Annotated in this window: 17 protein-coding genes and 4 pseudogenes; 9 read left to right on the top strand and 12 right to left on the bottom strand. The window is 70.8% G+C overall.

Annotation, left to right across the window (positions count from 1 at the left end):
- Positions 1 to 116: 116 nt before the first annotated feature.
- Positions 117 to 1,046 carry a CPBP family intramembrane glutamic endopeptidase gene (locus tag ACIRST_RS32140; protein WP_402806581.1) on the top strand — a complete coding sequence of 310 codons (930 nt, stop codon included), beginning with the start codon at positions 117 to 119 and terminating at the stop codon, positions 1,044 to 1,046.
- A 254-nt stretch (positions 1,047 to 1,300) separates the two neighbouring features.
- Here ACIRST_RS32140 and ACIRST_RS32145 read toward each other — a convergent pair whose 3' ends face one another.
- Positions 1,301 to 2,536 (bottom strand): PP2C family protein-serine/threonine phosphatase, encoded by a 1,236-nt coding sequence (locus tag ACIRST_RS32145; RefSeq protein ID WP_402806584.1) that lies wholly within the window; start codon positions 2,534 to 2,536, stop codon positions 1,301 to 1,303.
- A 321-nt stretch (positions 2,537 to 2,857) separates the two neighbouring features.
- On the opposite strand from ACIRST_RS32145, the gene ACIRST_RS32150 reads away from it, so the two are divergent.
- From ACIRST_RS32150 to ACIRST_RS32160, 3 genes are all read left to right on the top strand, one after another.
- A complete protein-coding gene (locus tag ACIRST_RS32150; RefSeq protein ID WP_402806587.1) occupies positions 2,858 to 3,289 on the top strand; it encodes an ester cyclase in 432 nt (143 codons plus the stop codon).
- Between the two features lie 10 nt (positions 3,290 to 3,299).
- Positions 3,300 to 4,370 (top strand): LuxR C-terminal-related transcriptional regulator, encoded by a 1,071-nt coding sequence (locus ACIRST_RS32155; RefSeq protein ID WP_402806588.1) that lies wholly within the window; start codon positions 3,300 to 3,302, stop codon positions 4,368 to 4,370.
- 173 nt (positions 4,371 to 4,543) lie between these two features.
- Entirely contained in the window at positions 4,544 to 6,181 is a 1,638-nt protein-coding gene (locus ACIRST_RS32160; protein WP_402806590.1) for an FAD-dependent oxidoreductase, read from the top strand.
- 30 nt (positions 6,182 to 6,211) lie between these two features.
- Here ACIRST_RS32160 and ACIRST_RS32165 read toward each other — a convergent pair whose 3' ends face one another.
- Positions 6,212 to 7,606, bottom strand: coding sequence for a polyprenyl synthetase family protein (locus ACIRST_RS32165; RefSeq protein WP_402806592.1), 1,395 nt, complete (start codon positions 7,604 to 7,606; stop codon positions 6,212 to 6,214).
- A 109-nt stretch (positions 7,607 to 7,715) separates the two neighbouring features.
- On the opposite strand from ACIRST_RS32165, the gene ACIRST_RS32170 reads away from it, so the two are divergent.
- Positions 7,716 to 8,048 carry a carboxymuconolactone decarboxylase gene (locus ACIRST_RS32170; RefSeq protein WP_402806595.1) on the top strand — a complete coding sequence of 111 codons (333 nt, stop codon included), beginning with the start codon at positions 7,716 to 7,718 and terminating at the stop codon, positions 8,046 to 8,048.
- Positions 8,049 to 8,423: 375 nt separating this feature from the next.
- On the opposite strand, the gene ACIRST_RS32175 is transcribed toward ACIRST_RS32170, so the two are convergent.
- Together ACIRST_RS32175 and ACIRST_RS32180 are read right to left on the bottom strand one after the other, a co-directional pair.
- The gene (locus ACIRST_RS32175) at positions 8,424 to 9,341 is read right to left on the bottom strand and encodes a hypothetical protein (protein WP_402806598.1); all 918 of its coding nucleotides are present in this window, start codon (positions 9,339 to 9,341) and stop codon (positions 8,424 to 8,426) included.
- 187 nt (positions 9,342 to 9,528) lie between these two features.
- Entirely contained in the window at positions 9,529 to 14,298 is a 4,770-nt protein-coding gene (locus ACIRST_RS32180; RefSeq protein WP_402806601.1) for an RHS repeat-associated core domain-containing protein, read from the bottom strand.
- 873 nt (positions 14,299 to 15,171) lie between these two features.
- On the opposite strand from ACIRST_RS32180, the gene ACIRST_RS32185 reads away from it, so the two are divergent.
- The 3 genes and pseudogenes from ACIRST_RS32185 to ACIRST_RS32195 all read left to right on the top strand — a co-directional run.
- Entirely contained in the window at positions 15,172 to 15,801 is a 630-nt protein-coding gene (locus ACIRST_RS32185) for a hypothetical protein (RefSeq protein ID WP_402806604.1), read from the top strand.
- A 38-nt stretch (positions 15,802 to 15,839) separates the two neighbouring features.
- Positions 15,840 to 16,324: pseudogene (locus tag ACIRST_RS32190) on the top strand (winged helix-turn-helix domain-containing protein).
- A gap of 50 nt (positions 16,325 to 16,374) precedes the next feature.
- Positions 16,375 to 16,668, top strand: a pseudogene (locus ACIRST_RS32195) (IS630 family transposase); the annotation flags it as partial.
- Positions 16,669 to 16,730: 62 nt separating this feature from the next.
- Here ACIRST_RS32195 and ACIRST_RS32200 read toward each other — a convergent pair.
- The 7 genes and pseudogenes from ACIRST_RS32200 to ACIRST_RS32230 form a co-directional block, all read right to left on the bottom strand.
- Positions 16,731 to 17,207, bottom strand: a complete 477-nt coding sequence (locus ACIRST_RS32200) for a hypothetical protein (protein ID WP_402806606.1) — start codon at positions 17,205 to 17,207, stop codon at positions 16,731 to 16,733.
- Positions 17,208 to 17,835: 628 nt separating this feature from the next.
- Positions 17,836 to 18,267, bottom strand: coding sequence for a HEAT repeat domain-containing protein (locus tag ACIRST_RS32205; RefSeq protein WP_402806609.1), 432 nt, complete (start codon positions 18,265 to 18,267; stop codon positions 17,836 to 17,838).
- Between the two features lie 138 nt (positions 18,268 to 18,405).
- A complete protein-coding gene (locus ACIRST_RS32210) occupies positions 18,406 to 18,711 on the bottom strand; it encodes a hypothetical protein (RefSeq protein WP_402806612.1) in 306 nt (101 codons plus the stop codon).
- A 137-nt stretch (positions 18,712 to 18,848) separates the two neighbouring features.
- A pseudogene (locus ACIRST_RS32215) lies at positions 18,849 to 20,077 on the bottom strand (IS110 family transposase).
- A 500-nt stretch (positions 20,078 to 20,577) separates the two neighbouring features.
- The gene (locus tag ACIRST_RS32220; protein WP_402806615.1) at positions 20,578 to 20,745 is read right to left on the bottom strand and encodes a hypothetical protein; all 168 of its coding nucleotides are present in this window, start codon (positions 20,743 to 20,745) and stop codon (positions 20,578 to 20,580) included.
- A gap of 140 nt (positions 20,746 to 20,885) precedes the next feature.
- Positions 20,886 to 21,986 carry a peptidoglycan-binding protein gene (locus ACIRST_RS32225; RefSeq protein ID WP_402806618.1) on the bottom strand — a complete coding sequence of 367 codons (1,101 nt, stop codon included), beginning with the start codon at positions 21,984 to 21,986 and terminating at the stop codon, positions 20,886 to 20,888.
- A gap of 857 nt (positions 21,987 to 22,843) precedes the next feature.
- A complete protein-coding gene (locus ACIRST_RS32230) occupies positions 22,844 to 23,860 on the bottom strand; it encodes a hypothetical protein (protein ID WP_402806620.1) in 1,017 nt (338 codons plus the stop codon).
- Between the two features lie 184 nt (positions 23,861 to 24,044).
- Here ACIRST_RS32230 and ACIRST_RS32235 point away from each other — a divergent pair.
- Positions 24,045 to 24,191: pseudogene (locus ACIRST_RS32235) on the top strand (RidA family protein); the annotation flags it as partial.
- 112 nt (positions 24,192 to 24,303) lie between these two features.
- Here the strand turns inward: ACIRST_RS32235 and ACIRST_RS32240 are convergent.
- The gene (locus ACIRST_RS32240; protein ID WP_402806623.1) at positions 24,304 to 25,014 is read right to left on the bottom strand and encodes a hypothetical protein; all 711 of its coding nucleotides are present in this window, start codon (positions 25,012 to 25,014) and stop codon (positions 24,304 to 24,306) included.
- Positions 25,015 to 25,301 lie beyond the last annotated feature (287 nt).

Genomic DNA, 25,301 nt, shown 5'->3' on the forward strand with positions numbered 1-25,301 from the left:
TTCACACCGACCAGTCTTGCCCCTTCGCGGCCCCGGGCGCAGTGGAGCGTGCTACACCATCGATCGACGAGCCTGCGCGATCGCCCGGGCGGCCCGTGGTTCGTAGCGTCACAGCCATGAAACCGACGAGTGCTTCAGGCCACACAGCCATGAAACCGACGAGTACTTCAGGCCACTCCCGCTCCGATCTCCTCCTCTTCCTGACGATCAGTTTCGTCGGCGCGTGGCTCGCCATGGTGCCGCTGTGGGCGGAGGGCCTGCGCCGTACCAGCGCCGGGCAGGGCACGCCCCGGCTCGCGGCGCTGTGCATGATCCTGATGATGCTGGTGCCGGCGCTGACCGCGTTCGGCCTCACCATGCGCGGCCTCGGACCGCGCCGGGCCGCGCGGGTCCTCGGGCTGGCCAGGGCCAATCCGTGGCGGCACGAACTGCGGTCCGTCGCAGTCGGGTTGATGATCCCGGTGGCCCTCACCGCCGCCGGTCTGGCGCTGGCCACGCTCGCGGGCCGGTACGCCCCCGCGCATCTGCCGGGGCCCGCAACGGTCGTGCCGCTGGTGCTGAGTGCGTTGCTGTCCGTACCGTTGTACTTCGGCGAGGAACTCGGCTGGCAGGGCTACCTGTTGCCGCGGCTGCTCGGCTTGGGCAGGATCCGGGGCCTGCTGCTCGGCGGCGCGATCTGGGGGGCCTGGCACGTGCCGATGACGGCGCTCGGCGGAAGCTACCCCGGCCATTCGATCCTGCTGGGCATACCCGTGGCCGTGGGCACCGCCACGCTGCTCGGAACCGTGATCGCCACGATCCGGCTGTCCACCGGGTCGGTCTGGGCGGCTGTCGCGGCACACCTGTGCCTCAACGAGTTCACGCTGCCCCTCACCCGCGCAGTGTCGGGCGGCCCGGTCGACCCGCTGTTCGCCGGGCCGCTGAGCATCTCGACCTGGCCGGTCACCGCACTCGCCGTACTGGGCGTCTGGCTCGCCGGCCGGCGGTATGCCAGGCTGCGCGGACGCCTGCCCGCGTCGCAGGAGCAGCCCACCGCATCCCGGTAGCGCCGGCCACCGATCACCCCCGTGCCGCTCGTCGGGCAGAGCGCGCTGCAGCGCGCAGCGACTACCCGTCGCCGTCGGCGCGCAGCATCAGGTTGTGGGGATCTCGACTCCGCTCCTGCTCTGCGCGCCGACTCTCCTGCTGCGGGGCGCGAGCACCACACCTTCCGGTGTCGCGTATCGCCTGTCGCGTATCGCCCAGGCCGGCCCTCGGTCGCTGTCCGTAGCGGCCCGAGTGCGGGCGCCGAGATTGCGGTTCAGAGGCGCAGGACGACGAGGGCGGTGTCGTCGGTGAGTCCGGCGGGTGGGACGAGGTCGGCCAGGAGGGCGTCGGCGAGGGTTTCGGGGTCGGCGTGGCGGTGGCGGGCGAGGGAGCGGGCGAGCCGGGTCAGGCCGGTGTCGATGTCCTCGTGGCGGCGTTCGATGAGGCCGTCGGTGTACAGGACGAGGACGGAGCCTTCGGTGAAGGCGGTACGGGTCTGGGGGCGGGCGACGTGTTCGGGGCGGGCGCCGAGCGGGGGGTCGGTGGCCCGGTCGAGGAAGGTGACGGTGCCGTCGGGCCGGCACAGGGCGGGCGGCGGGTGGCCGGCGCTGCTGTAGGTGAGCGCGTGGTCGGTCCAGTCCACGAAGACCGATGCGGCGGTGGTGTTCTCCGCTCCGTCCACGGAGCGGGCGTACAGGCCGAGGACTTCCAGGGCCTGGGCGGGGCCCGAGGCCACCCGGGAAGCGGCGGACAGGGCGCTGCGCAGCTGTCCCATGACGCCGGCGGCGACGAGGCCGTGGCCGACGACGTCGCCGACCGCGACGGCGACGGCGGTGTGGGCGGTGCCGGGCAGGTCGGCGAGGTCGTACCAGTCGCCGCAGACGTTGAGGGCTCCGGTCGCGGGCCGGTAGCGTACGGCGGCGCGGTGGTGCCCGAGTGGCTGGGGCGCGGGGAGCATGGCCTCCTGCAGGTGGAGGGCGACCTCGCGTTCGCGGGCGTGGGCCTGGCGCAGGCGTTCGTTGACGTCCTGGAGTTCGCGGGCGCGGGTGTAGAGCTCGGCTTCCAGGACCCGAGTGCGGTCGCCTCCGCGGTTGCCGCGGGCCTTGATGAGTTCGGTGACCTCCTCGACGCGGTGCAGCAGCAGCGCCACGGTTCCGTCCGGGGCGAGGACGGCGGTGTTGACCGGGCTCCAGTAGCGTTCCTGCCACACGCCGGGGCGCTCGGCGTCTTCGACGTCGTAGCGCTGCATGGCCATGGTGTCGCGCTCGCCGGTGGCGGCGACGCGCCGGAGCGAGGCGTGCAGGTTGCGTACGCCGGTGGCCGCCGGGTCGTTGGGATTGTCGGGGAAGACATCGAACAGGTAGCGGCCGACCAGTTGCTCGCGCGTGTGCCCGGACAAGGCCAGATACGCCACGTTGGCGTCCGCGAAGACCAGGTCGGTGGTCAGCAGGGCGACGGCGCCCGGCAGGGCCTGGAACACGGCCTGGTAGTCGATGACGGGTCCGTCCACACTTCACCTGCCGTCCCTCGCCGCTCTCCGATCAAGGAGTGCTACCAACGATAGGCACGGGCCCCCGGGACGGCCCGCTCGTACCGGCTGGGCCGTTCGGGGGTCGTCCGGGTCCGTTCGGCCGGAACTCCTGCCCGGGGGCGGCTACGGGCCGATGAGGCCGGAGGACCTCCCCGGAGGCGCCCGTCCGTCGACAGACAGGGGCGGGGAGGGTTCCGGGGTCCCACACCGGGCGGGAGGCCGCGCCGGTTCGGTCCTCGGACGTGTGGACCCCAGAAAAGTGGGGTTCCGATGCCGGGCCCGCAGGCCGACGCTGGCCGTATGAACACCATCGAAAAGAACAAGCAGACCGTGACCGCATTCATCGACGCGCTGTTCACCCGGGGCGACCTGTCAGCCGTCGACACCTACCTCACGGAGGACTTCGTCAACCACGACCCGCCCGTCGGCGTCGGCACGGACCGGGAGGGCATGCGCGCCGCAGGGGCGATCTTCCGCCAGGCATGCCCGGACTGGCACTCCGACCTCGGGCGCCTGGTCGGCGAGGGAGACGTGGTGGTGGAACTCTTCACCGCCTCCGGCACCCGGCACGGTGAGGTGATGGGCGTCCCCGGTGACGGCCGCACGCTGGTCCTCAAGGGCATCAACGTCTTCCGGCTGCGGGACGGCCGGATCGCCGAACGCTGGGGCCGGCTGGACGAGCTGGGTCTGCTGAGCCAGCTCGGGCTCGTGCCGGACCGGGCGGCGGCGTAGCGTGAGTGCCATGGCCGCCGCCCTGCGGGAGCGACACGTCGAGCGGCTGATCGACAGCTGCTACGCCGACCTGGAAAAGCCCGCCCTGACCACCGAGGTGCTGCGCCGCCTACCGGGCATCCTGCCGGTGGAGGCCGCGTTCTTCGCCTCGGTGGACCCGGCGACCCTGCTCTTCACCTCGGCTGTCGCCCAGGATCCGCTGGCCGGTGCCACCCCGCTCTTCCTCGACAACGAGTTCGCCCGCGCGGACGTCAACAAGTTCGCCGCGCTGGCCCGGGGCCCGGAGCCGGTGATGTCGCTGGACCGGGTGACCCGGGGCGAGCGCTCCGCAAGCGCCCGCTACCGCGAGATCATGGCCGGCCTGGGGCTCGGCGATGAGCTCCGGGCCGCCCTGGTCGTCGGGCACGAGTGCTGGGGCGTGCTCTGCCTGCACCGGGCGGACGCGGAAGCCGGCTTCTCCGCCGCCGACCTGGACGTCGTGCGCAGGCTCGCCCCGCACCTGGCCGAAGGCCTTCGCCGTGACGTCGTGCACCAGGCGCTGACCGGCGACGGGGCCGCGACTGCGGGCCGCCCCGGCGTGATCGTGCTCGACCAGGGGCTCTCGCTGGTCTCGATCAGCCCGGACGCCGAACAGTGGCTCGCCCGGCTCGAAGGGCCCGAGATCCAGGGCCTGCCGATGCCGATCTACTCGGTGGCCGCCCAACTGGCGCGGACGCCCGACGCGTCGCCGCAGGCCGCGCATCAGCCCGGCTCGGTCAGGCTGCGCACCGCCGACGGGCAGTGGCTGAGCCTGCATGCCACCCGTCTGCGGGGGCGGGCGGGGGAGCAGATCGGGGTGGTGGTCGAGCCGGCGCCCGCCGCCGAACTCGGCTCCCTGCTGCTGGCTGCCCACGGCCTCACCCCGGCCCAGAGCCGGGTCACCGCCCTGGTACTGCAAGGGTGCTCCACCCGGGAGATCGTGGCCCGGCTGCACGTCTCCGGGTACACCGTGCAGGAGCACCTGACGGCGGTGTTCGCCCGGTTCGGCGTGAGCAGCCGCCGGGAACTGATCGCCGCGGTGCTCGCCCCGAAGGGACGCTGAGCCGACCGGCGGCACCGCGTCCCGCGGCCGGCCAGGCCGCACCAGCAACAGCAGCTGGCAGGCTTGTCGTGCCCGTCTGGGCTGGGTGGGACCGGTGAGCGGTCACGGGGATCGGGGAGGGGTGTGCGGTGGTGGGGCGTTCGGGCCGTGCGGTTGCGGTACTGGGGGGCGGGGTGGCCGGGTTGACGGCGGCGATGGAACTGGCGGAGCGCGGGTTCGAGGTGACCGTGGTGGAACCCGCCGGGTGGGGCGGAAAGGCCCGCAGCGCCTCGGTTCCCGGAACGGGCGCCGGCGGGCGGCTCGATCTGCCCAGCGAGCACGGGTTCCGGTTCTTCCCCGGCTTCTACCGGAGCCTGCCGGACACGATGCGGCGGATACCGGTGCCGGGCTCGCCGTCGAGTGTGGAGGGCAATCTGCGGGAGGCGCCGCAGATGCTGTCCGCGCGCTCGGGGAGGATCGGGGAGACGGTTGCCGACGTGTCGCTGGATGCCGGTGTGAGGACGCCTCTGCAGATCCTGCGGGCCAGGGGCATGCGGCTGGGCGCCGAGGGCGAACTGAACGAGGAACTGCTGTACTTCGCCAACCGGATGCTGGTCTACATGACGAGCAGCACGGAGCGGCGGCTGGGGCAGTGGGAGCAGACGTCGTGGTGGGATTTCACGGCCGCCGACGGTGCGTCCGAGGAGTACCGGAAGGTGTGTGTCGTCGGGGCGACGCGCACGGTGGTGGCGGCGAGGGCGGAGGTGTGCAGCACGCACACCGTCGGGGGGTTCCTGGAGGCCTTCGGTTACGGCTTCCTGGGCCGGGGCGAGGCCCAGGCCGCCGACCGGGTCCTGAACGCCCCGACCAGCACCGCCTGGATCGACCCCTGGGTGCGGCACCTGGAGACGCTGGGGGTGCGGCTTGAGCTGGGCTGGCGGGTGGAGCGCGTGACGGTGCGGGGCCGCACCGTCACCGGCGCGGTCCTGCGGGGGCCGGGCGGCCGGCAGCGGGAACTGAACGCCGACTGGTACGTGTGCGCGCTCCCGGTCGACCGCATCGGGGCGCTGTTGGACCATGGTCTGGCCCAGGCGGACCCCGAGTTGAAGGGCACGGCGGGCCTGCGCACGGACTGGATGGTCGGCCTGCAGTTCTACCTCACCGAACCCACCCCCGTCACCCGCGGCCACGTCATCTACCAGGACTCCCCGTGGGCGCTCACCTCCATCAGCCAGGCACAGTTCTGGGACACCGACTTCCGCGCCACCTACGGCGACGGGACGGTGGCCGACTGCCTGTCGGTCGACATCTCCTCCTGGGACACCCCCGGCATCCTCTACGGCAAACCGGCCCGCGACTGCACCCGGGCCGAGGTCGCCGCCGAGGTCTGGGCCCAGCTCGCCGACGCCCTCAACGACGGCCACCGGCAGACCCTCCACGAGGGTCTGCTGCACTCCTGGCACCTGGATCCGGCCGTCAAGAACCTCGACGGCCCCGGGCCCGCCACCAACGACGAAGCCCTGCTGATCAACACCACCGGCTCCTGGGCGCTGCGCCCGCGGGCGGTGACGGCCGCGGTGAATCTGTTCATGGCCGGGGACTTCGTGCGCTGCCCGGTGAACCTGGCCACCATGGAGGGTGCGAACCAGAGCGGCCGGGCAGCGGCGAACGCGCTCCTGGAAGCCGCCGGGCATCCGGCCGAGCCCGCCGTCGTGCACGCCCTGTACGAGCCGGACGAGCTGCGCCGGCTGAAGGAGGTGGACGCCGAGCTCTACCGGATCGGCCGTGCGCACATTCTCGACACCCCACCGCCGTGGGCCGAAGCCCCGTAGCCTCGCCGCCCTCAGGCCGGGACGGCCGGTTCAGTGAGACCGGTCGACGATCAGGCTGCAGAGCGCGTCGAGGTCGGCGACGGCCCGGGGGACGGTGACGGTGCCGGCGGCGAGGTCGTGGAGGCGGTGGCGGGCGGCGTCCGCATGCGTGGCGGCGCGGTCCGTCGCCCAGCGCCGGCCGCCGGCTTCCTCCACCAGGTGGGCCAGCGCCGCCTCTTCGGCCGTGTCCGAGGCGGGTGGCAGCGCATAGCGGCGGGCCAGTTCGCCGCCTGCGGTGGTGTTCGAGGCCATCGCGGCCACCACAGGCACCGACAGCTTGCGCGCGCGCAGGTCCGCGAAGACCGGCTTGCCCGTGACTGCCGGATCTCCCCAGATCCCGAGCAGGTCGTCCACCAGCTGGAACGCCATGCCCAGGTCGTGTCCGAAGGCGGCCAGGGCATCGACCTGCGCCGGTGTGCCGCCGCCGTAGAGGGCGCCCAGCCGACAGGCGCAGGCGAACAGGGAGGCCGTCTTGCCCGACACCATCTCCAGGCACTCGGCCAGGTCGATGCGCGGCTTGGCTTCGAACAGCACATCCAGGCTCTCACCCACTGCCAGCTGAATCAGCGTGTCCAGCAGCTTCGTTGACGCCTCACGCGCGACGGGGTCGGGCGTGTTGGGCTCGTTGAGTATCTCGAACGCCAGCATCAGCAGCGCATCGGCCGACCGAGTCGCGGCGGCCGAGCCGAACACCTTCCAGGCGGACGCCCGGTGACGGCGCACCACATCGCCGTCCAGGACGTCGTCGTACAACAGCGACAGGTTGTGCACCATCTCCACCACCACCGCGGCGGGAGCCGCCCGATCCGGGTCTCCCCCCACCGCCCGGGCACAGGTGAGCGTCAACGCCGCCCGTACGTGCTTGCCACCATGCCGCAGATCCGAAGACCCGCCACCGGACAACCCGAACTGGTACGCAGCCACTTCCCCGACCGCGCCCTCCAACCCCGCAACCCAACGACGCAACTGCGCGTCGCAGGAGGCAGCTGCCCACCCCAGGACCGATTCGGCACGCGATCCCGCACGTTCCGCCAACGCCCACCCCCCAACCTCCCCGCACGGCCGAGTCCGGAGACTCAGCCGCCACCCCGCAGATCCACCGCACCCGGGCGAGCCTACGGGGTCCGTCCAGGCCGCTCGGGCCGGTGTGGCGGCGGAACGGCCGTGAAGGCCGGCACTCCCCGCTGGACGCGCCGGAGAGCCCGGACACCCGCGCCGCGTACGACGAGCGCCAGAAGGCGAGGGAGAGGAAGGCCACTGCCGCGCTCCTCTGGGCACCTCGCTCCGACGGAAGGCAGCACGCAGAGATTCACCAGCACGCAGAGATCCACCAGCACGCGGGAGGTGCCCCGGTCGCTTCCTGGGCGATCCACTCGGGCGGCTCACCGCCCGTGCGAGCGGTCCGCTGGTTGCCTACGGTCGGACCGGGCGCTACGGGTGCCCCGGTCTGGGTGTACGACGCAGGCCGAGCCGAACGACATCTGGAGACGGAACCATGTCCACCACCTCCGAGACGCCCGTTCTCGACACTCTCATGGCCATGACCGCTGACTCGATCGAGCGGTGCGGTCTGGCCCCCGACATGCTCATCCTCACCCGGATCGCGGCGCTGGCTGCGATGGACGCTCCCGCTGTCTCCTACCTCGCGCACCTGGAGCCGGCGATGCGCGAGCACATGACCGCGGCCCAGCTGCAGGACGTGCTGGTGGCGATCGCGCCGATCGTCGGTACCGCCCGGGTGATGTCGGCCGCGACCCACATCACCGAGGCGCTCGGGGTCGCCATCGCGGTGGCCGATGAGGGCATCGAAAGCCAGGGCTCCATGTAGTACGTGGCAGGTGTCTCTGCGGCTTCGACGATTCGGCAGGTAGCGGCCCGTAGGAGGGGCGGCGCGCTGTCGGCGGTTCGCACCGGCGCCGGGTCAGGTGGCGGTGCCCGGCGGCGGAGCGGCGCCGGGGAGCGCAGGTCATGACGGCGCGCCCGGCACTGCCGGATGCGTATCTGCGTCTCGTCGTACTGCGGTCTGGCAGGGCCGATGAGGAGTCGCCCCTGCCGGACCGCCTGTCACGTACCGTGGTTGCCGCGATCACCTCCACTTTTCTGGCGGTGCCGGTCAGCTTGGTTTTCCGGTCGTTCCGACGCACAGCGCCGTCGACTCACCTGCGCGGACGCACGCTGCACGGGTTGTGCGTTCGCCCTGTGACTACGGTTGGTAGTCGGTGAGGTTGAGCCCCTTGGTGATCTCGTCCCCGTCCACCCAGAACGTGCCCGTGTTGCCGTACCGGTCCCACGCGACGATCCTCGGGGTGTAGTAGACGTGCCAGTTGGTGATCGGCCCGTTGGGGATGTGCCATCCGTCGCCGCCGGTGGTGGAGTGCACCCATGTGAAGCACAGGTACTGCTCGGGATATGACCTGTCGTAGATCGCCGCGGTGTCCCACCAGTGGTTCCCGTCGGGGAAATTGACGATCTGCCCGGTGCTGTAGTCGTGCGGCTCGCCGTACCAGACGTAACCGCCGTAGAAGTTCCCGCGGTCATTGTCGGCAGGAATGTGGGCCGAGAAGAGACCGTCGTAACCGGAGTCACTGAAGTGGCCGTGGACCCGGAAGGTGACGAAGTAGTTGTCCGGTTCCTTCAGGGACAGGTAGTAGTTCCAGGCGCGAGTCGTTACGTACCGCGTGTTGTTCTCTTCGTCGGTCGACGTGCGCGAGTAGTCCCAGCTGATGTTGTCCTTCGTGTAGGTCGCGGCTGCCCGAGGATTGATCACAACCTGGCTCGGGTACGCCCCGTCCTTGGAGGTGCTGAAGGTGTCACCGTCCTCCGAGTCGGTCCTGACCAGGACGCTGATCGACTTTTTGGTCACTCCGGGTGAGCAATAGACGTAGAACGTGACGTGCTGGGCTCCGTTGCCTCCGGTGGCGACTTCGGCACGCTCGCCCGCTCCGCCGGGGATGGCCGTGAACTCGTTCTCGGTGTCCGTGTAGGACCAGCCCGACTTGCCGTTCCAGTGGAGTTTCGACTCGTCGATGTAGTCGATGAGCCACAGATTGGAGACCAGGTGCTGGGGGTCGACCTCGATCAGGTCTCCGCATTCGTCGGTCGGCGTGATGCTGATCGTCACGCCGATCCTGTTCAGCCCGTTCGCATAGATCGCGCAGTTCTGATCGCCGCTCGTGAGCGTCACCGAGAGGTGCGACACACCCGTCCACGTTGCCATTTCTATCCCCTTCGTTCGTGTGAGGTGGTGCAGAGTGTGCGACGCCCGACGATGGGAGGTCCCGGCCGTCTCCGTCCCGTCACGTGTGATGTCACAGCGGTGCCCACCAGCCCCTGATACGGCGCGTCAGGTCGAGGGGGCCCTCATTGGGGATCAGGAATACCTGTGGCCGGTCCGCAGCAACGCGAAGGCCTTCCAGACCGCGTACGTCGATCTCCAGCCAGTGGCTGAACCGGGCGCCCTCGTCGGGGTTCAGCACGAGGATCTGTGAGGTCGCGCTGTCGGCCTCGTCCTTGGAGACGCGCCAGTCGACGCCCTTCCTGGCGTCCTCGACGATGCCTCCTTGCGCGTGGTCCGTCAGATACTGCCCGTGGCCGTACCGCGCATGGCGGTTCATCGTCGATGCGTTCAGCGTGCCACTGTCGATGATTCCTTGCTGTCCCTGCGCGTTCGTGTAGTGATACATCCGCCGGTCAGCCGCTGCGTCCCGGGTGGGCCTGGGCCGCCAAGGCCGACGGGCACCCCGCGCGCCCGTCCCACCGCCGGCCCGTCGGCCGCCGTTCCCTGTCAGGACCAGGTTGTCCCTCTGGGCCGGGTAGTGCTCGGTGAAGCTGTAGGTGCGGGTTTCCGAGGTGACGTCCTCGGTGGCCCGTGCGGCCTCTGCCGCTCCCTGTGCGGTCTCCGCCGTTCCCTGTGCGGCCAGCCGGGAGGAGCCTCGTGCGGCGGCGGTGCCGATTCCCGCACCGGCCAGGCCGGTGCCGAGGGAGACCCATCCGAGGATCGAGGACGCCTTGGGGGATGCCTCTTCCAGTGCCCCGCTGGCGATGGAGGTAACGTCGGAGACGACGCCCACCGCGCCGACGGCGAGTTCGACGGTGGAGGCGGCGCTCAAGGCGGCCATGACGCCGCCGGCCGCCGCGATGGAGGCGCCCGCGGTGAACACGGCCAGGCCCACGCCCAGCACACCCATCCCGATGCCCAGCCACGCCATCCAGCTGAGGTGCCCGGTGGGGTCGGTCCGGTTGACGGGGTCGCCGGCGCAGTAGGCGTAGGGGTTGACGCCGCCCGCGCCGAAGGGGCTGAGGGAGTCGGGGGCGTTGAACCGCATGAGGGCGGGGTGGTAGGCGCGATAGCCGTTGCCGAGGTGGTACCAGCCGGTGGCCGGGTCGGTCCGCTGGCCGTCGTACCCGAGGACGCTGCCCGTCTCCCCGACCGGGCGGGCGCCGTAGGCGGTGTAGGCGAGTTCCCGTGGGTTGTGACCCGCGGTCGACACCAGCACGGTGCCCTTGGCGTCCGTGCCCAGGAGCAGGTTCTCGTCCTGGCCCGCCGCGGTGCGGTGCTGGGCCACGCACTGCGGGCCGAGCAGCAGGAGCCGCGTCGTCCGGTCACCGGCGATCACGGTCGCGAGCTGCCCCTGGCGGTAGTACAGCGTGCTGGTGGTCCCGTCCGTCGTCTGGGTCAGCAGCCGGTCCAGCGGGTCGTATCCGTAGCCGGCGGCCGCGCCCGCCGTCCGCAGACGGCCCAGGGCGTCGTAGGTGAGGGTGCGCCCGGCGTCGTCGGTGGTCAGGCGCCCGGCGAGGTCGTAGCGCAGGTCGGTCGTGGCGGGGAACGAGGCGTGGGTGTGGCGGACGCCGGTCAGCTGGCAGGGGTCGGCCCGGTTCCCGTACAGGTAGGTCGCCGTGTCCGACCCCGAGGAGAAGGTGCTGTCGCAGCGGGTGACGTTGCCGTAGGCGTCGTAGGTGAACGTCTGCCGGGTGACCGGGTTGCCGCGGTCGTCCTCGGGGGGCGAGTCTCCGGCGCAGGTGTAGGTGAGGAGTTGGTTGCGGCTGCTGTAGGAGAAGGATTCGTCCCGCAGCGTCTCTGCTCCGCGCGTGAGGGTCCTGCCGCTGAGCAGGCCGTTCAGCTGCCGGCGCTGTGTCAGCGTCCATGTGGTGCCCTGGCTGTCGGTGACCGTGCGTTTCACCTCGCGGCCGAAGTCGTCCAGCTCCAGCGTCGTCGTCAGCGTGTGCCGGGACTGCTTGTCCTCGGCCGTCCACCGGGTCAGGCGGCCGGCGCTGTCGTAGGTCAGCGTCACCCGGGTGGCCGGGTCGTCGATCCGGGTGACCCGGCCGAAGCTGTCCCGGCTGACGGTCTCGGTGGCGCCGTCCACTCCGGTGTAGGTCTGCGCCAGGCCGCCCACGGTGTAGGTCCACTGCGTGCCGCGGTCATCCTGGCCGGCGAGCGCGGTGGTCTCGGTGCGCGGCAGGCCCGAGGGGTAGTGGTCCCGGGTGATCGTGACCTCGCCCTCGCGGGCGGTGGTCAGGTAGCCGGTCACCGGGTCGCGGGTGTACCGCTGGGTGATCGCGCCGGCCCGGACCTGGGCCAGGGCGTGGTCGAGCTGGGGGATGTACTCGTAGCTGGTGGTCTGCTGGTCGGGGGCTGTGACCGAGGCCGGAAGGGGGTCTTCGGGCGCGGCGTAGCGGTGGGTCCAGGTGCGTCCGCCCGAGGTGCCGGCGGTGATCCTGCCCAGGCCGTCGAAGCTCTGTGTGCCGTAGGAGATCCGGTTGAGCGCGATCGCCTCGATCAGTTCGGCGGGGGATGACGGTGCGTAGGTGCGGGTGATCGTCGTGCCGTCGGGGAGCGTGGTGGTCGCCAGCCGGCCCCGGTCGTCGTAGTCGTAGCGCGTGGTGTTGCCCAGTTCGTCGGTCGTGCTGCGCACCCGGCCCCAGCCGTCGCGCTGCAGTTCGCTGGTCCCCGCGGGCTCGCCCTGCAGGTCGAACCGTGCCACGCTCACCGGCTCTCGCCGCGTGTTGTAGGTCGTCACCTGTGTCCCGGTGACGGGGGTGCCGGGGTCGAGCAGCTGGGTGGTGGTGGTCTGCTGGATCGGGTCGGTCACGACGCGGTGGCGGGCACCGTCGCCGGAGGTCGTGACCGACACCTGACCCCAGTCGTCGTAGCTGTAGGACCGGGTCAGCTGGAGCGGCCCGCCGCCGCGGACCTGGTCCGCTTCGGTCACCGACGACAGGCGGCCCTGCTCGTCGTAGCCGAGCGTCCGGACGGTGTACCAGGTGCCGTCGCCGTCGGTGTCCTTGCGCTCGTATCGGATCGGCCGGCCCATGCCGTCGAGGCTCTCGCGCAGCGCGTTGCCCACCGTGTCGGTGGACGTCACGACGAACGGGGCGCTGCCGCCCGTCTCGTACGTGACGGTGTCCGTCGCCCGGTACCGGGGATCGTCGGCGTTCCGGGTGCGGGCGGTCATGCGGCCGAGAAGATCGTAGGTCATGGTCTCGGTGTTGCCGTGCGGGTCGGTGGTGGTCAACAGGCGCCCGGTGAAGCGCGAGCGCGTCTGCGACCGCGTGAGCGTGAGGTCGTCGTGGCTCGTCAGCGTGTGCCGCTGGACCAGCGCGTCCTGTTCCACCGAGAAGGCGAAGTCGTGGGTGGCGGCGTACGCCGGACCGTTGCCGCCGCTGGGGTACTCGGTCTCCACCAGGCGGGTCAGGCGGGCCAGTTCCGTTCCCGTGGCGCTGTAGGCGAACGTCCTCGCTGAGAGGAGCCGGCCGTCGGCGTAGTGCTGTTCGCCGGACTTCAACACCGCGGCGCTCACCCGCGGATCTGCTGTGGCCTGGAGCTGGAGGTACCCGTACGTCACCTTGTGGACGGGGGTGTCGAACCCGGTCTTCGGGGGCGTGCGGGTGACCGACCGGAGCAGCCGGGTGAAGCCGTTGGGCTCGGGCGGGCAGTCGGAGCCGCTTCCACTCGCCGGGTAGTAGGTCCACTCGGTCCGGGTGCCGTCAGGATCGACCTGGCTCTGAGGGTTGCCCGCGTCGTCGAAGGCCGTCTCGGTGGTCTCGGAGCGCGCGTTGTGCTGGGGGTCGGTCCAGGTGACCGTCCGGCTCCTCGGAAGCTGGAACTGCGCCGGCTGCCGGTCGAACGGCGTGCCGACCGACGCGTAGTAGTCGGTCTCGACCTTCCGGGAGCAACCGTTCTGCCGTGTCTCCTCGCTTGTCTGCACGTGGTACTGGTTGTAGCTCCGGACCGTTTCCGTGGTCCGGCCGTCGCAGGTCCGGGACTCGGTGGAACCGTACGAATAACTGGTCAGCACTCCGTAGAGATTGTCCCGGTCGGGATCCCACGCCGCACCTGAGTGGCCGCCGAGGAAGTTCCTCTCCGTATAGCTGTAGTCGATCTCGATCTGCGGCTGCCCGCCGCCCGGACGCCGGACGTAGCGCGTCACACGGGGCAGCGCCGGAAGACCGGCGGAGGCCGGGAACTGGTGGCCCGACCCGTCCTGAGGGTAGTAGACCGTCTCGGACATCCCGCCCGGCGAGCTCACCCCGGTGATCCACGAACCCCACACCCCCTGCAGGCCCACGGAACCGGAGGTGAAGTCCCAGACCAGCGGTGCGTCCGCACCCAGGCCGTCATGCCGCACACCGGCGAGCAGGCCGTTCCGGAACCGCAGCTCCACGCCGTAGCCCTCGGACTGCCCGGGCAGCACGTTCAAGGTGGCCTTGCTCTTGCCGGCGTAGTCGACGGTGAGCAGCGTGTCGGTCTCGTCCCTGACCTCCAGGAGACGCGGCTGCGGACCGGTCGTGAAATCCCATCTCAGGGTCAGGGAATGACCGGTGGGCGTCAGCAAGGCGGTGGGAACCTTGAGGCTGAACCCTTTCCTGGGCCCGGCCAGGATCTCCACATCGCCGGACTTGTGCACGACACGGTAGGAGTCAGAGTCCTTCGTGACACGGACCGTGTCGAGCTTCTTCTGCTGCAGGTTGACGTTCCCGCCGGCCTCCTGGGTCTTGTACCGCTCGCCGGAGGACAGCGCCAACAGCCGGGCGTCCGTGTCATAGGAGGTCAGCCCCAGCGTGACACCCTGCCCCAAGCCGATATCGACACTGCTGAGCGGCGAGTAACCCAGGACCAACGGCAACGACGGCCCGAGGTTTCGATTGCCGACCAGATTCCCCAACGCGACCTGGACGCTGAACAATCCCGTACGGGGATCCACACCCCCCGTCACCGCGCTCGCGAAGTTCCCGGCGTGTGTGAAGAACGACGGTGCTGAACTCATACTGGGCCCCCGATAGAGACAGACAGCAGAGAGATCGACCGTGCCGAAATGCGGCTTCCCGCGCCCGCTCCCCATGGGCACGCATCCGCAGGACACCACAGACGGGCTCCGCATACGGACTCCGAGCTCCGCATGCGACCCGAGCGGCTCTCCCCAGAGTGCCTCACCGTCGTCCTCCGCACCGCTGGAACGCGCGGATTGGCTGGTTCCGGTGGCCCGGCGAGGGCCCGACCGTTCTGGTTCCGGCCCGAACGATCAAGGGATTCAGTCGCGACTGACCGCCGGTACCGGGGCCGTTGCGGTCGGGACCGGGTCACTCGGTGCGTCGTACACATCGACTCGCGAGCCCCTTGGCCAGCAGTTCACCCGGGATCACCGATGGGGAAGCGCCGACCACCGCCCGCCGCCGGCCAGGGCGGTCGTACGCCGGAAAGCACCGGGCGGTACAGCCGCCTGATGTGCCAGTCGGAGTCATTCATCCAGCCATCGCCCGCACCCGTGTCGTGCCTTGCCGGTGCGGGCGGTCGCGTGCCTCGGCAGCGCGCAAGGCCGGGGTTCACCGAGGTGGAGCGGTTCCGGGCCTGGGACGCCGAGCAGTGGCACGGCTTGCGGTCCCAGGCCGCGCTGTCCACTTGAGTCCGTTGTGTGAGCGGGCGGGTTCCCGGGCGTGGCATGCTGCCTCGCATGGTCGACACTTCCGATAGCGATGCCCCGGGCGGGACTTGGTCGTTCGCGACCGCGCGCGAGCCGGCCGAGTTCCCCGCGGTCGAGGTCGAGGGCGTGCCCGGCGTCGAGCACGCCGGGGGCAGGGGCCGTACCTTGTGCGGAATCCGGGGCCGGTACCTGAAGCTCTTCCTGCACCACTTCCAACCGCGGGCTCTGGCCTCGTGCCGCAAGTGCCGAGCGCTCGCTGAGGCGGCGCCGTCCCGTCCGTGCGGGCAGGAACGCCTGCACGACCTGCTCCTCCAGGAGGCCGATGAGGGACCGCTGCGTACGGACCTGCTCGCCGCGCTGCGCCGGGGCGCGCGGATCGCGATCTGGATCACCGGCCCGGTAAAGGACCTCACCCGCTTCCACGCGCGGCTCGACCGGATGACGGAGGGAGCCGGCCCGGCCACCGAGGCGCTCGCGGCGGCCGACACCTCCATCACGCTGGCCCGGGTCGAGGACGGCGACCGGCAGTACCTCGTCGTCCTGCCGCCCGAGGGTCGCGCCCGCATCGCGCGCGGGGCAGTGGCCGCCCCGCCCCCGGGAGCGGGGCCGGCCATCAAGACACCTCACGCGCCTACTCAGGTTGAACTCGCGTTGTCGTAGGTGCTGACGGACCTTGATCCCTGTGGTACGACATGGTGTTGCGATACGCGCAGGGGGGCGGGTTCACCGCCCGGGAGCAACAGCGTCGGGAGCGGGTGCGGCTTGAGGCGGCCGAGCGGTTCGAATGCGGTGACGGCAACAGGGTGATCGCGGCTGACCTCCGGGTCACGGTGCGGTCGGTGGAGCGGTGGCGTCAGTCCTGGCGGCAGGGCGGTTCGGCCAGCTTGGAGTCGAAGGGACCACAGTCGCTGTCCCGGCTCGGTGAGCGGCAGTTCGCCCAGCTGGAGCGGGAGTTGGAGAAGGGGCCGCTGGCGCACGGTTGGGAGGACCAGCGGTGGACGCTGGCGCGGATCAAGACTCTGATCGGTCGGCGGTTCCACGTCTCGTACACGTCCAGGGCGTGTGGAAGCTGATGCGGCGCAACGGGTGGTCGTGCCAGCAGCCGGTCCGTCGGGCGATCGAACGCGACAACCGGGCGGTCGAGGTGTGGAAGAAGCAGGTGTAGCCGCAGGTAAAAGCCTAGTGGCGGCGCTCGGGGCCTGGCTGGTGTTCGAGGACGAGGCCGGGGTCTCGATGACGCCGGCACGGGCCCGCACCTGGGGACGCCGTGGCCGAAAGCCCGTTGTCCGGGTGCGTGGCCGCTCCCGTCGACGGGTCTCGATCGCCGCCCTGACCTGCTACAAGCCCGGAGAGCGGTCCCGGCTGATCTACCGGCCCCGGCTGGATGACGGCCAGGGCAGAACCAAGGGCCGCAAGAGCTTCGCCTGGACCGACTACCGCGACCTGATCGTCGCGGCCCACAACCAGCTCGACGGGCCGATCGTCCTGATCTGGGACAACCTGAACACCCACCTGGCCGCCGACATCACGAGTCCACTTGAGTAGCCGAGGTCCGGAGGGTGGCTCCACGCTCGGCGACCGCCCGGAGGTCACTCGGGCGCCACCGGATGGCAGCCGCCTGATGCCGTGCACAGAGCCAGGTCCGAGCCGATTTGGGCGCCCTGCGCAGGGACAGCGAAACGGAATTGCACGAAGGTGGCGAGTCGACCACTGCCGAGGTCGACCATGCTCTGGTGCAGCGGTCCGTAAATCTGGAAGGTGTCCCCCCGCATGGTGACCTGCCCGACCGCCCCGAGGAGGACGGTGAAATTGTCCGGCTTGTCAGCAGATCCGACATCGACGAACACTGTCTGTGGAAGCTTGGCAGCAAGGTCGTCGATGGTGTCGGCCAGGAACACGGGCCGCACAACGCCGTCCCACTGGCGGTTGAGCGTCACGAAGCAGACGTGGAGGTCGTCGGCCAGCAAGACGATATCGGCCTGGTCCTGGCCAACGGAGTCGAGGACCAGCATGTTCGACAGTTCAGGTGCCGGGCAGCCGGACGGTGCAGCCGGGTCCTTGCTCACGATGTCTGCGATCCATTGGGCTGATGCCGGGGCAGGTTCGGGCAGAACCACCCGGTGAGGCGACGGCGCAGCGGAAACTGTGGGAGCGGCGGAGACTGTGGGTGCGGGGCGAGCCCTGCGCTCGGCATGAGTGCATCCCGACAGCGCCAGCAGCACGGCCACCACCCACGCACATTGAAGCGTTCGATTCACTGGCCCCCCAAGTTATTGCCGTCCGCTCGAAGCGCTTAGCGTCTGCCAGTCGCACCGGCTCCCGACGCTGTTGCTCCTGACCAGTTGACCCGCCCCGTGCGCGTATCGCACCTTGCTGTCATACCGCAGGGATCAAGGTCCGTCAGCATCTACGACAAGGCGAGTTCAACCTGATTAACTCGTCAAGTCACTCCCTGCAGCATGCCGTAGCGGTCGAACACGCCCGATCTTCATGGGCGAGAATCCCGACATGGTGATGGCACGGCACTGGTACTCGTCGGCTCCCGTCGTAGCCGGTCACCCGCTACTGAGCGAGCCGGGGGTTCTGGGTCGCACACCTGGCCGACCTGTGAGAGGGCTTCCCGCCGGAAGACCTCGGTGCGGACACAGACTGGTCCGGCCAGGGCATCGGGTAGCACAGTGCCGGAAATCAGGGTCACTGCCATCCGGTCGGTGGCGCCAGGGCCCTGCGTGCGGAGTCGCGTACGTTCGCGTCCTCATCCGTCGTGAGTCGTTCGAGCGCGGCGCGGGCCGCCGGGTCCGATTGGTGGCCCAGCGCGAAGACGGCCTCAAAGCGGACTGAGCGGTCGGTGTTCTCGGCTCGGGCTACCAAAAGGTCGATGACTGTCCCATCGCGATTCCAACCAAGGGCTCGGACGGCGGCGCGTCTGACTTCGGACGCGGGATCGCGGGTGCCATCGGCCAGGACGGCCAGGACGGCCAGGACGGCCAGGGTTGCCGGGGGTACCCTGCGCCGAAGATGGTACTGAGGGTGCCCGTCGCGTAGGCGCGTACCCGCGGGTCCGGGTCGGACGCCGCGCTGGTGACCGTCCCGACGTACCGCGTCGCGTCGAGGGCGGTGACGCACAGGCCCCGGAGGCCGACCATCCGGGCCGTGGGGTCGCGCGAGGACGCAAAGTCCAGGGTCAGCCTGAGAGACTCCTCGGGCCAGGCGAGGAACAGCTCAAGGACAACCACCTCCAGCGCATCCCCGTCCTCGTTGCGGTCACTCATCCGCGCGCATCAGGGCCGGCAAGGCCGCCGCACCACAGGCATCCGCCAGGACATGGGCGATCTGGTCTCGCGCGAAGGAATCGTCCACGTCGACGTAACGGGCAAGTCGCTGTTCCAGATCCGGTCGCAGGAACGCGGCAGCCGGCGTCCGCAGTTCCTCCACCAGAGGCTCGAACCGACGATGGGCGTCGGGCCCGCGCTCCGCACTGCTGGCGAGCCGCGTGCCCAACCCGCTCAACGCGTGTTCCAGCGCCGCACGCTCTGTCGCTGCGTCTTCGGCCCCACCAGTACTGGCCACGCGGCTCACCCTACGGAGGGTGCTATCGGCCTGCTGCTCCGGGGCCAGGGGCAACAACCTGCCCCAAGGGCACAGAGCCGCGTTGGCAGCCCCTCTCCCGGCCGACCGAGCTGGAAACCGTCTCGCGCCCCGAATTCTCAAGCAGCTACTGCGAGTTGAGTGGGGAGTGCGATGTGCTCGTCGAAGAATCGGCGGGCTTTGAGGCAGTGGTGGAGCTGGCCGAGCATGCGGTTGAACAGGTTGCGCTGGGCGGCGGCGTGCCAGTCTCCGTGGTCGTCGCGGCGGCGCCGGTAGTGGGCCTTGGCGCCGGGTGAGGCGGTGATGGCGGAGAAGGCCCAGAGGTAGCCGGCGTGGTTGAGCCGGTCGTTCTTCACCCACCGACGGGTGACAGAGGACTTCTTGCCGGAGGCCCGGGTGATTGGGGAGGCACCGGCGTAAGCCTTGAGGCCGCGGGCGTCGGCGAAGCGCTGGCGGTCGTCGCCGATCTCCGCCAGCACCCGGGGCCGAGCTGGACGCCGAGCCCAGGGAAGCTCAGGATGATCTCGGCGTCCGGGTGCTGCGGGAACACTTCCTCGACGGCCTCAGCAAGGTCGTCGGCGGCGGCGCAGGCGGCCGTGAGCTGGCCCAGGAGGGCGAGCATCTGCCGGCCGAGCGCGTCCTCGACCAGGACGGGCCGGTGAGCCCAATCGGCACGGAAGACCTCCCGCAGACGCTCGGCCTCGGCCTCGATGCCCCGCTGGCGGCCGGCTCGTTTGAGGGCGGCGGCGAGCTGTGTGCGGGTCAGCCGGGCGGCCTTGCCCGGGGTGGGGGCGAGCTTGAGAACCTCGCGGGCCTCGGGGCGGCACAGCCCGTTCTTCCACGGCTCGAACGCGGCCAGGGCGGCCGGGTAGTACTCGCGAAGCAGCGAGCGGAGCTGGTTGGCCATCTGCTGGCGGTTCCACGTCGCGTCCTGCTGGGCGCGGGCGAGAACGGCGACGGCGCGGGCCAGGTCGCTGTCGTCGGGCAGGGGACGGTGGGCGTGCATGTCGGTGCGCAGGATGTTCGCCAGGACCAGGGCATCGCCCGGGTCGGACTTCTTGCGGGAGACGGCGTGGCGGTCGCGGTCGCGGGCGGCGGCCATCGGGTTGATCTTGAACACCCGGCGCTTGCCGGTCCGCAGCACCGCGACCAGCAGGCCGCGGGAGGTCTCGATCGCGACCGGGATCGGGTTCTCCGGCGTGTCGCCGTACTCGGCGAGCAGGTCCAGCAGCAGCTTGTAGCCAGCCGCGTCATCAGTGATGTGCCGCTTGGCCAGCAGCTGGCCGGTGTCGTCGACCAGAGCGACGTCGTGTGTCCGCTCGGCCCAGTCGATGCCGCAGTAGATCAAGTTGTTCCCTCCCAAGGGCGCGGTGTTTGCGCTGGTTGCGAGCGCATGCGGGCCACGCAGCGACCTAATTCCAGGACTCGACCACCCGATCGGTCCGCCACCTCACTAGCCGTTCGTGGCACCAGCGCACCGCGCGGGCCCCCGGTCTCTTCGGGAGCTCAGACGGCTCGGGAGTATCGAGAGGGCACCGCGCGGCGGGCTCGCACCACCAACACCAACGAGTGATCATTCGCAGGGTGTTGACAGTGGTGGTGGCCACGGAGGCGCCGGACGCCGCCGCTCTTGATGTAGGCATCAATGCGCCCGGTATCCGCAAGGCATCCTCCGAAGCCCACGCGGCCACCACCAAAGCGAGTGCCTGGGCCGCGCGCCTCTATCCGAAGGCCTCATCGGCCCGGGTGGCGGGAGGCATCACGACCCCAGCATTCGAACGGACCGACAGCAGCCCCCTGGCCACCACAACCCGCTAAAAACGAATTAGGTGTCGGCGCCGTCGCTGGTCAGCGACCGGTGCCGGTGAGCTTCCACCAGGGCATGGCGTCGGCGTCGGGATCGTTCAGCGGCCACCAGACTTGGCCGTCGTACCCGTCGTACCCGTCATACCCGTCGTACCCGTCGGTCTCCAGGTCCTCCAGCCGGGCGGCCCCGGCCGGGACGGTGGCGAGCATTCCGGCGACGTGCCGGTCGCGGGCGTGGAGGTGGAGCTCGGGAACCCGGTTGCCGCCGGACGGGCTGTCACCGGCGACAGCGTGATGACAGCCCGCCCGGACGTCCGGCAGCGCTCATGGGAGACCGAGGAGGCCTGGTGTCAGAGCGCGTAGTGGTAGTAGCCGATCAGGTCGGACGCCATGCTGACCGGGTCCGAGCGCGTGTAGGCGCCGGTGAAGGGCGCGTTGATCATCATCGGCACCCCGTCGACGTTCCCGGTGTAGATGCCGACGTGCTCCGGGGAGTTCGCGTCGGCGCCGAAGAACACCAGATCACCGGGGATGGCCTGGGACTGGTCGACCATGTGGAACCGGCGGTTGGCGATCTGGTTGTCCGTCGCCAGACCGATGTCGCCGGCGCCGGCCTGCCAGTAGATCCAGCGGGTGAATCCCGAGCAGTCCAGGCCTACGGTGTTGCCGGCCGGGCACGGGTTGATCGCGCCGGTGTAGAGGGCGCAGTTTCCGTACGTGGGCCCTGGGGTCGAGTCCTTGCCGCCGCCCCAGGCGTAGGGGATGTACTGCTGGGTGGCGTTCTGCGCGAGGCTGACGACCGACGCGTACAGGCCGGAGCCCTGGGAGGGCGGGGTCACCGGGGCGGGGAGGCCGTACAGCGAGGCCTTGGTCGCGGGGCCGACGTAGCCGTCGGCGGCGAGTCCGGCGGAGGCCTGGTAGTTCTTCACGGCCGTGGTGGTGGCCGGGCCGAAGGAACCGTCGGCGGTCAGGTTCGCGCCGTGCGCATTGAGCAGGTTCTGCAGCTCGGTCACGCAGCCGTCCCGCTGGCCCGCGTGGATGGTCGCCGGGCACCGGAGTGAGGTCAGCTTGACCGGCGTCAGCGAGACCGCGTACAGCGCGCCCTTGGTGGCGGGCCCGACCTGGCCGTCGACGCTCAGCCCGGCGGAGGTCTGGAAGTTCTGCACCGCGGTGGTGGTGGCCGGGCCGAAGGAACCGTCGGCGGTCAGGTTCGCGCCGCGCAGGTTGAGCTGGTGCTGCAACTCGGTGACGCAGCCGTCGGACTCGCCGGCGGAGAGGACCGAAGGGCACGAGGGGTGGTTGAGGTTGAGCGCGGGCGGTGGGGTGGTATCCGCGGCGGCCCCGGTCGCCGAGCCGAGGCCGAGGGCGGCGGAGACGAGGAGCAGCGCGATCGCGCGGCGGTGCCGCGCCGGTGTCCGGTGCCGGGGCCGGGAGTTGACGGGAGAGCGCAAAGTTCCTCCAGGGGATCCGCCGACGGGCGGCGGGTGGATATGGATCACCCCATCTGAGCAGAACCGACGACCGATCAGCACCGTCTCCCCGCACTGTGGGACGAGTGGGACAGTAATGGGGACGGGAGCGAGAGGATCCCCGGGGGCGAGCAGCCGACGGCCGCTGTCTACCGATGAGCTGTTGCCGGGGGCCGGGGGCCGGGGGCCGGGGGGCGGGGGCCGGGGGGCGTTCACTGATGCCGTATTCGCCCGTTCCCGTGACGGAACACGGGGTGCCGGTGTTGTCCGCGCCGCCGGCGCCGTCCGCGGTGATCGTCACCACCGCGGACGCTGGCACCGTCAGGGTCTGCGGAGCGCCGGTGAAGGTGAAGGTCTGCGACGGATCGGCTCGCTGCGCCCGCACTGGCATGGGTTCCGCCGGCGCGGCGGCCACCGGCGCGGCGGCCACGGGCGGAGCCGTGGCCGCCAGCAGCGCGCTCCCCACCGATACCACTCCCACACCGCGCTCCCCACGTCGTCCACCCGAGCCGACCCGGCCGGACGCGCCGGCGGTAGGTGACGGGGTCGTCCCATCGGCCATGGCTCTGTCGAACACGGCCATGGGCCGCTGACGGCCGACCCGGTACCACGGCAGATCGCCCTGTCCGCGAGTACGAGCACTCATCCGCAGGTTCACCTCTCCTGTGTCGTACCTCGGCCGATTGCCACCGCAGGTTGACGGGCGGTGGTCGGTGTCAGCGACGATTGACTACCCAGGTCAGGACCGTCGAGCGGGCCGCGGTGCGCGGTGCGCGGTGCGCGGTGCGCGGTGCCCGGGACTCGGGACCCGGTGGATGGCACCGTCCCGTCTCCGGGTGTCAGAGCACCAAGCAGCCCAGCCAGCTGGAGGGGAACCAGCCCTCCAGGGAGCGCAGTTCGGGTTCGGTGGCGGGATGGGCCGCCAGGATGGCCCGGCGCACCGCGCCGCCCCCGCTGAGGGTGTCCAGCTCGCTGCCGTCGGTGGCCAGCGTGATCGTGAAGCCGTCGCGTTGCAGGACGAACCGGTTCGCTCCGTCGGACCACAGGCCACCCGGCTCCGGCAGGCAGGGGGTGAAGGGGCTGGTGGTGAGATTCTCACCGTCCGCGGACAGCACAGGGCGGCCACAGGGGTCGCTGTAGCCGAAGGAGACCGTTTCGACCGCGGCCTTGTCGAAGCCGTCGCTGATTCCGCCCGTGTTGGCCAGGTCCGCTTGGTCGCTGAGCACGAAGACCGCCCGATGCCCGTCCCAGCTGATCCCGGTGACCACCACATCCGCCGAGAGGACCGGTTGTATCAGGGACCGGGAGGGGACGCCTGCCCCGCGCAGCAGGTCCTGGACCCCCGCCTCCTGCTGCATCGCCCGCAGCGGGAACGCGAGCACGAACACGCCCAGCAGGGTGCCGACGGCCGCCGGCAGGGCGGTGCGTGAGCGCAGCACCACGGCGCCGGCCAGGGCGAAGGACGGGAGGGCGAACACCAGGACGCTCAGCAGGCCCGGGCGGAAGGGCAGCAGGAGGGCCAGCCCGTGGGTGGCCACGAGGTCGAGCGCCATCAGCGCGGGTGCCAGCAGCCGGCGCCACCGGGTGGGGTACGGCCGCAGGGCGCGGACGCTGACGAAGTACGCGGGTATGACGGCCACGAGCGTCACCACCAGGTGCACGATCGCGTGGGTGCTCCCGCTGTCCCCGGGGTCGAAGTGCTGGACGGCGCTGCCGACGGCCACCGAGACCAACGACGGCAGGGCGCAGGCCGCACCGAGGGTGACGACTTGCCGGCGCCGGTTCGAGGCCGGACGAACTGGTGCGCGCCCCGGCGCAGTGACCGCGTACGGATTGTGCGGTTCGACCGCGGCCATCGCTTCCCCCTGGCGTTCGGTGCCTTCGAGCCATCAGTGGGACGAGCGCGTGCCGATCTCGGTTGCGGCAGGCGGCCAGGTGTTGCGACACCTGGCCCGGCTCGCTGCCTGACCGCTCGGCTGCGGCTGCCGTACGGCTGCGGTGCAGCCGCTGTCCGGCCGCCGTCCGGGCCGCCGGCGCCCACGGGACGTCGACGCGGTCAGCCGGGCCCACAAGGAGATCTTCGGGGCGGTGCGCCCGGCTGTGACCCTGGTGGTCGTCTCGGGCTTCATGGACTCCCGGGTCCTGGTCGAGGTGGAGGTCGAGGCCTACCGGGGAACCGCCGTGTGACCCGGACGAGTCCGAGCCCACTCACCAGGTCCGGTGAGTCGGCTCGCCGCGTCCGGCTGTCCTGGCCGTCGTCTCGGCTGCCGGCCCGGTGTCGGTCCCGGTCCGGTGTGGGTCACTGCTGACGGGCGGCCGGCTGCGTGAGAGCGAGTCCGGTCCACCGGTCGAGTTCCTGGGCGTGGCTGCCGACCGCCGTGGCCCGGGCGACCGCCGCGGCGTCCTCGCGCGTCGGCTCACCATTGCGGGAGAGCAGTGCCAACGGCCACGCCGGGGTGCCCGACGGCTCACCGCCGAGGGGGTGCCAGTCCCAGGCCGCGTCGAACCGCCAGCGGCGCCCGTTCCGGTCGGCGACCTCATCGCCTGGTTCGAGGAACGCGTACGGGCGGAACAGCAGCTCGATGCGGACCGGTTCACCGCCGGCCGGATCGAGCGCGTAAGTCTGATCCTCAAGCTCGGGGTCATAGGTGTCACCCTGCCGCAAGAGATCGAGGTAGGACGCGGGCCGCGGCAGCATGCCGGTGACCCGGGGCGGATCGAAGTGACAGACCGCCTGGACGTGCACCACGGTCGCGGGAACCCCTACGACGCATGTGTCACCCGGCCTCAGCACGGTCTCCGCGGGTTGCGTCCGGAAGATCTCCCACTCCCCGGCGTCGGGCGTGGGAAGCGCCCGCTGCCCGTTCCACCTGATGTTCCTGGCCTGCGGATCCACCTCCAGCCACGGCCACCGCACGGAGACGTAGGAGCGGGAGACCTCGGTGACCGTCGTCTCGGTGAACGGGCACTCCAGCATCAGCACATCACCGGGCCGGTATTCGTCAGGCATGGACGCATTCTGCATGCCCTCACCCGCACGTGACCGCACGGGTACCCGGTCCCGGAGGCGCCTGGACGCTGCCATCGGGCGAGCGTCGTTCCCCCAAGGCCACGATCAGGTAGCGCATGGTCACAACAACCTCCCCTCCTCTCCTCGGGCCCCTCTCCGCACAGGGCGGTGGTCTTTTTGCCCTGGCGGAGGCGCCATCCTGGAGGGGCCTGTGGGGCCGTGCCCGCCCGGCTGCCAGGCTCGCCGCGCTGCGCCTCCCCGGTTTCTATCGTTCGGGTCCTGTGCGG

Origin of the sequence: Kitasatospora sp. NPDC101447 (genome assembly GCF_044767225.1) — a bacterium.
GTDB lineage: Bacteria > Actinomycetota > Actinomycetes > Streptomycetales > Streptomycetaceae > Kitasatospora.

Bases quoted from the DNA above. Each gene is read 5' to 3' on its own strand.
- ACIRST_RS32140 (WP_402806581.1), top strand. From the start codon at position 117: ATGAAACCGACGAGTGCTTCAGGCCACACAGCCATGAAACCGACGAGT.
- ACIRST_RS32150 (WP_402806587.1), top strand. From the start codon at position 2,858: ATGAACACCATCGAAAAGAACAAGCAGACCGTGACCGCATTCATCGAC.
- ACIRST_RS32155 (WP_402806588.1), top strand. From the start codon at position 3,300: ATGGCCGCCGCCCTGCGGGAGCGACACGTCGAGCGGCTGATCGACAGC.
- ACIRST_RS32170 (WP_402806595.1), top strand. From the start codon at position 7,716: ATGTCCACCACCTCCGAGACGCCCGTTCTCGACACTCTCATGGCCATG.
- ACIRST_RS32185 (WP_402806604.1), top strand. From the start codon at position 15,172: ATGGTCGACACTTCCGATAGCGATGCCCCGGGCGGGACTTGGTCGTTC.
- ACIRST_RS32220 (WP_402806615.1), bottom strand. From the start codon at position 20,745: ATGCTCGCCACCGTCCCGGCCGGGGCCGCCCGGCTGGAGGACCTGGAG.
- ACIRST_RS32230 (WP_402806620.1), bottom strand. From the start codon at position 23,860: ATGGCCGCGGTCGAACCGCACAATCCGTACGCGGTCACTGCGCCGGGG.
- ACIRST_RS32240 (WP_402806623.1), bottom strand. From the start codon at position 25,014: ATGCCTGACGAATACCGGCCCGGTGATGTGCTGATGCTGGAGTGCCCG.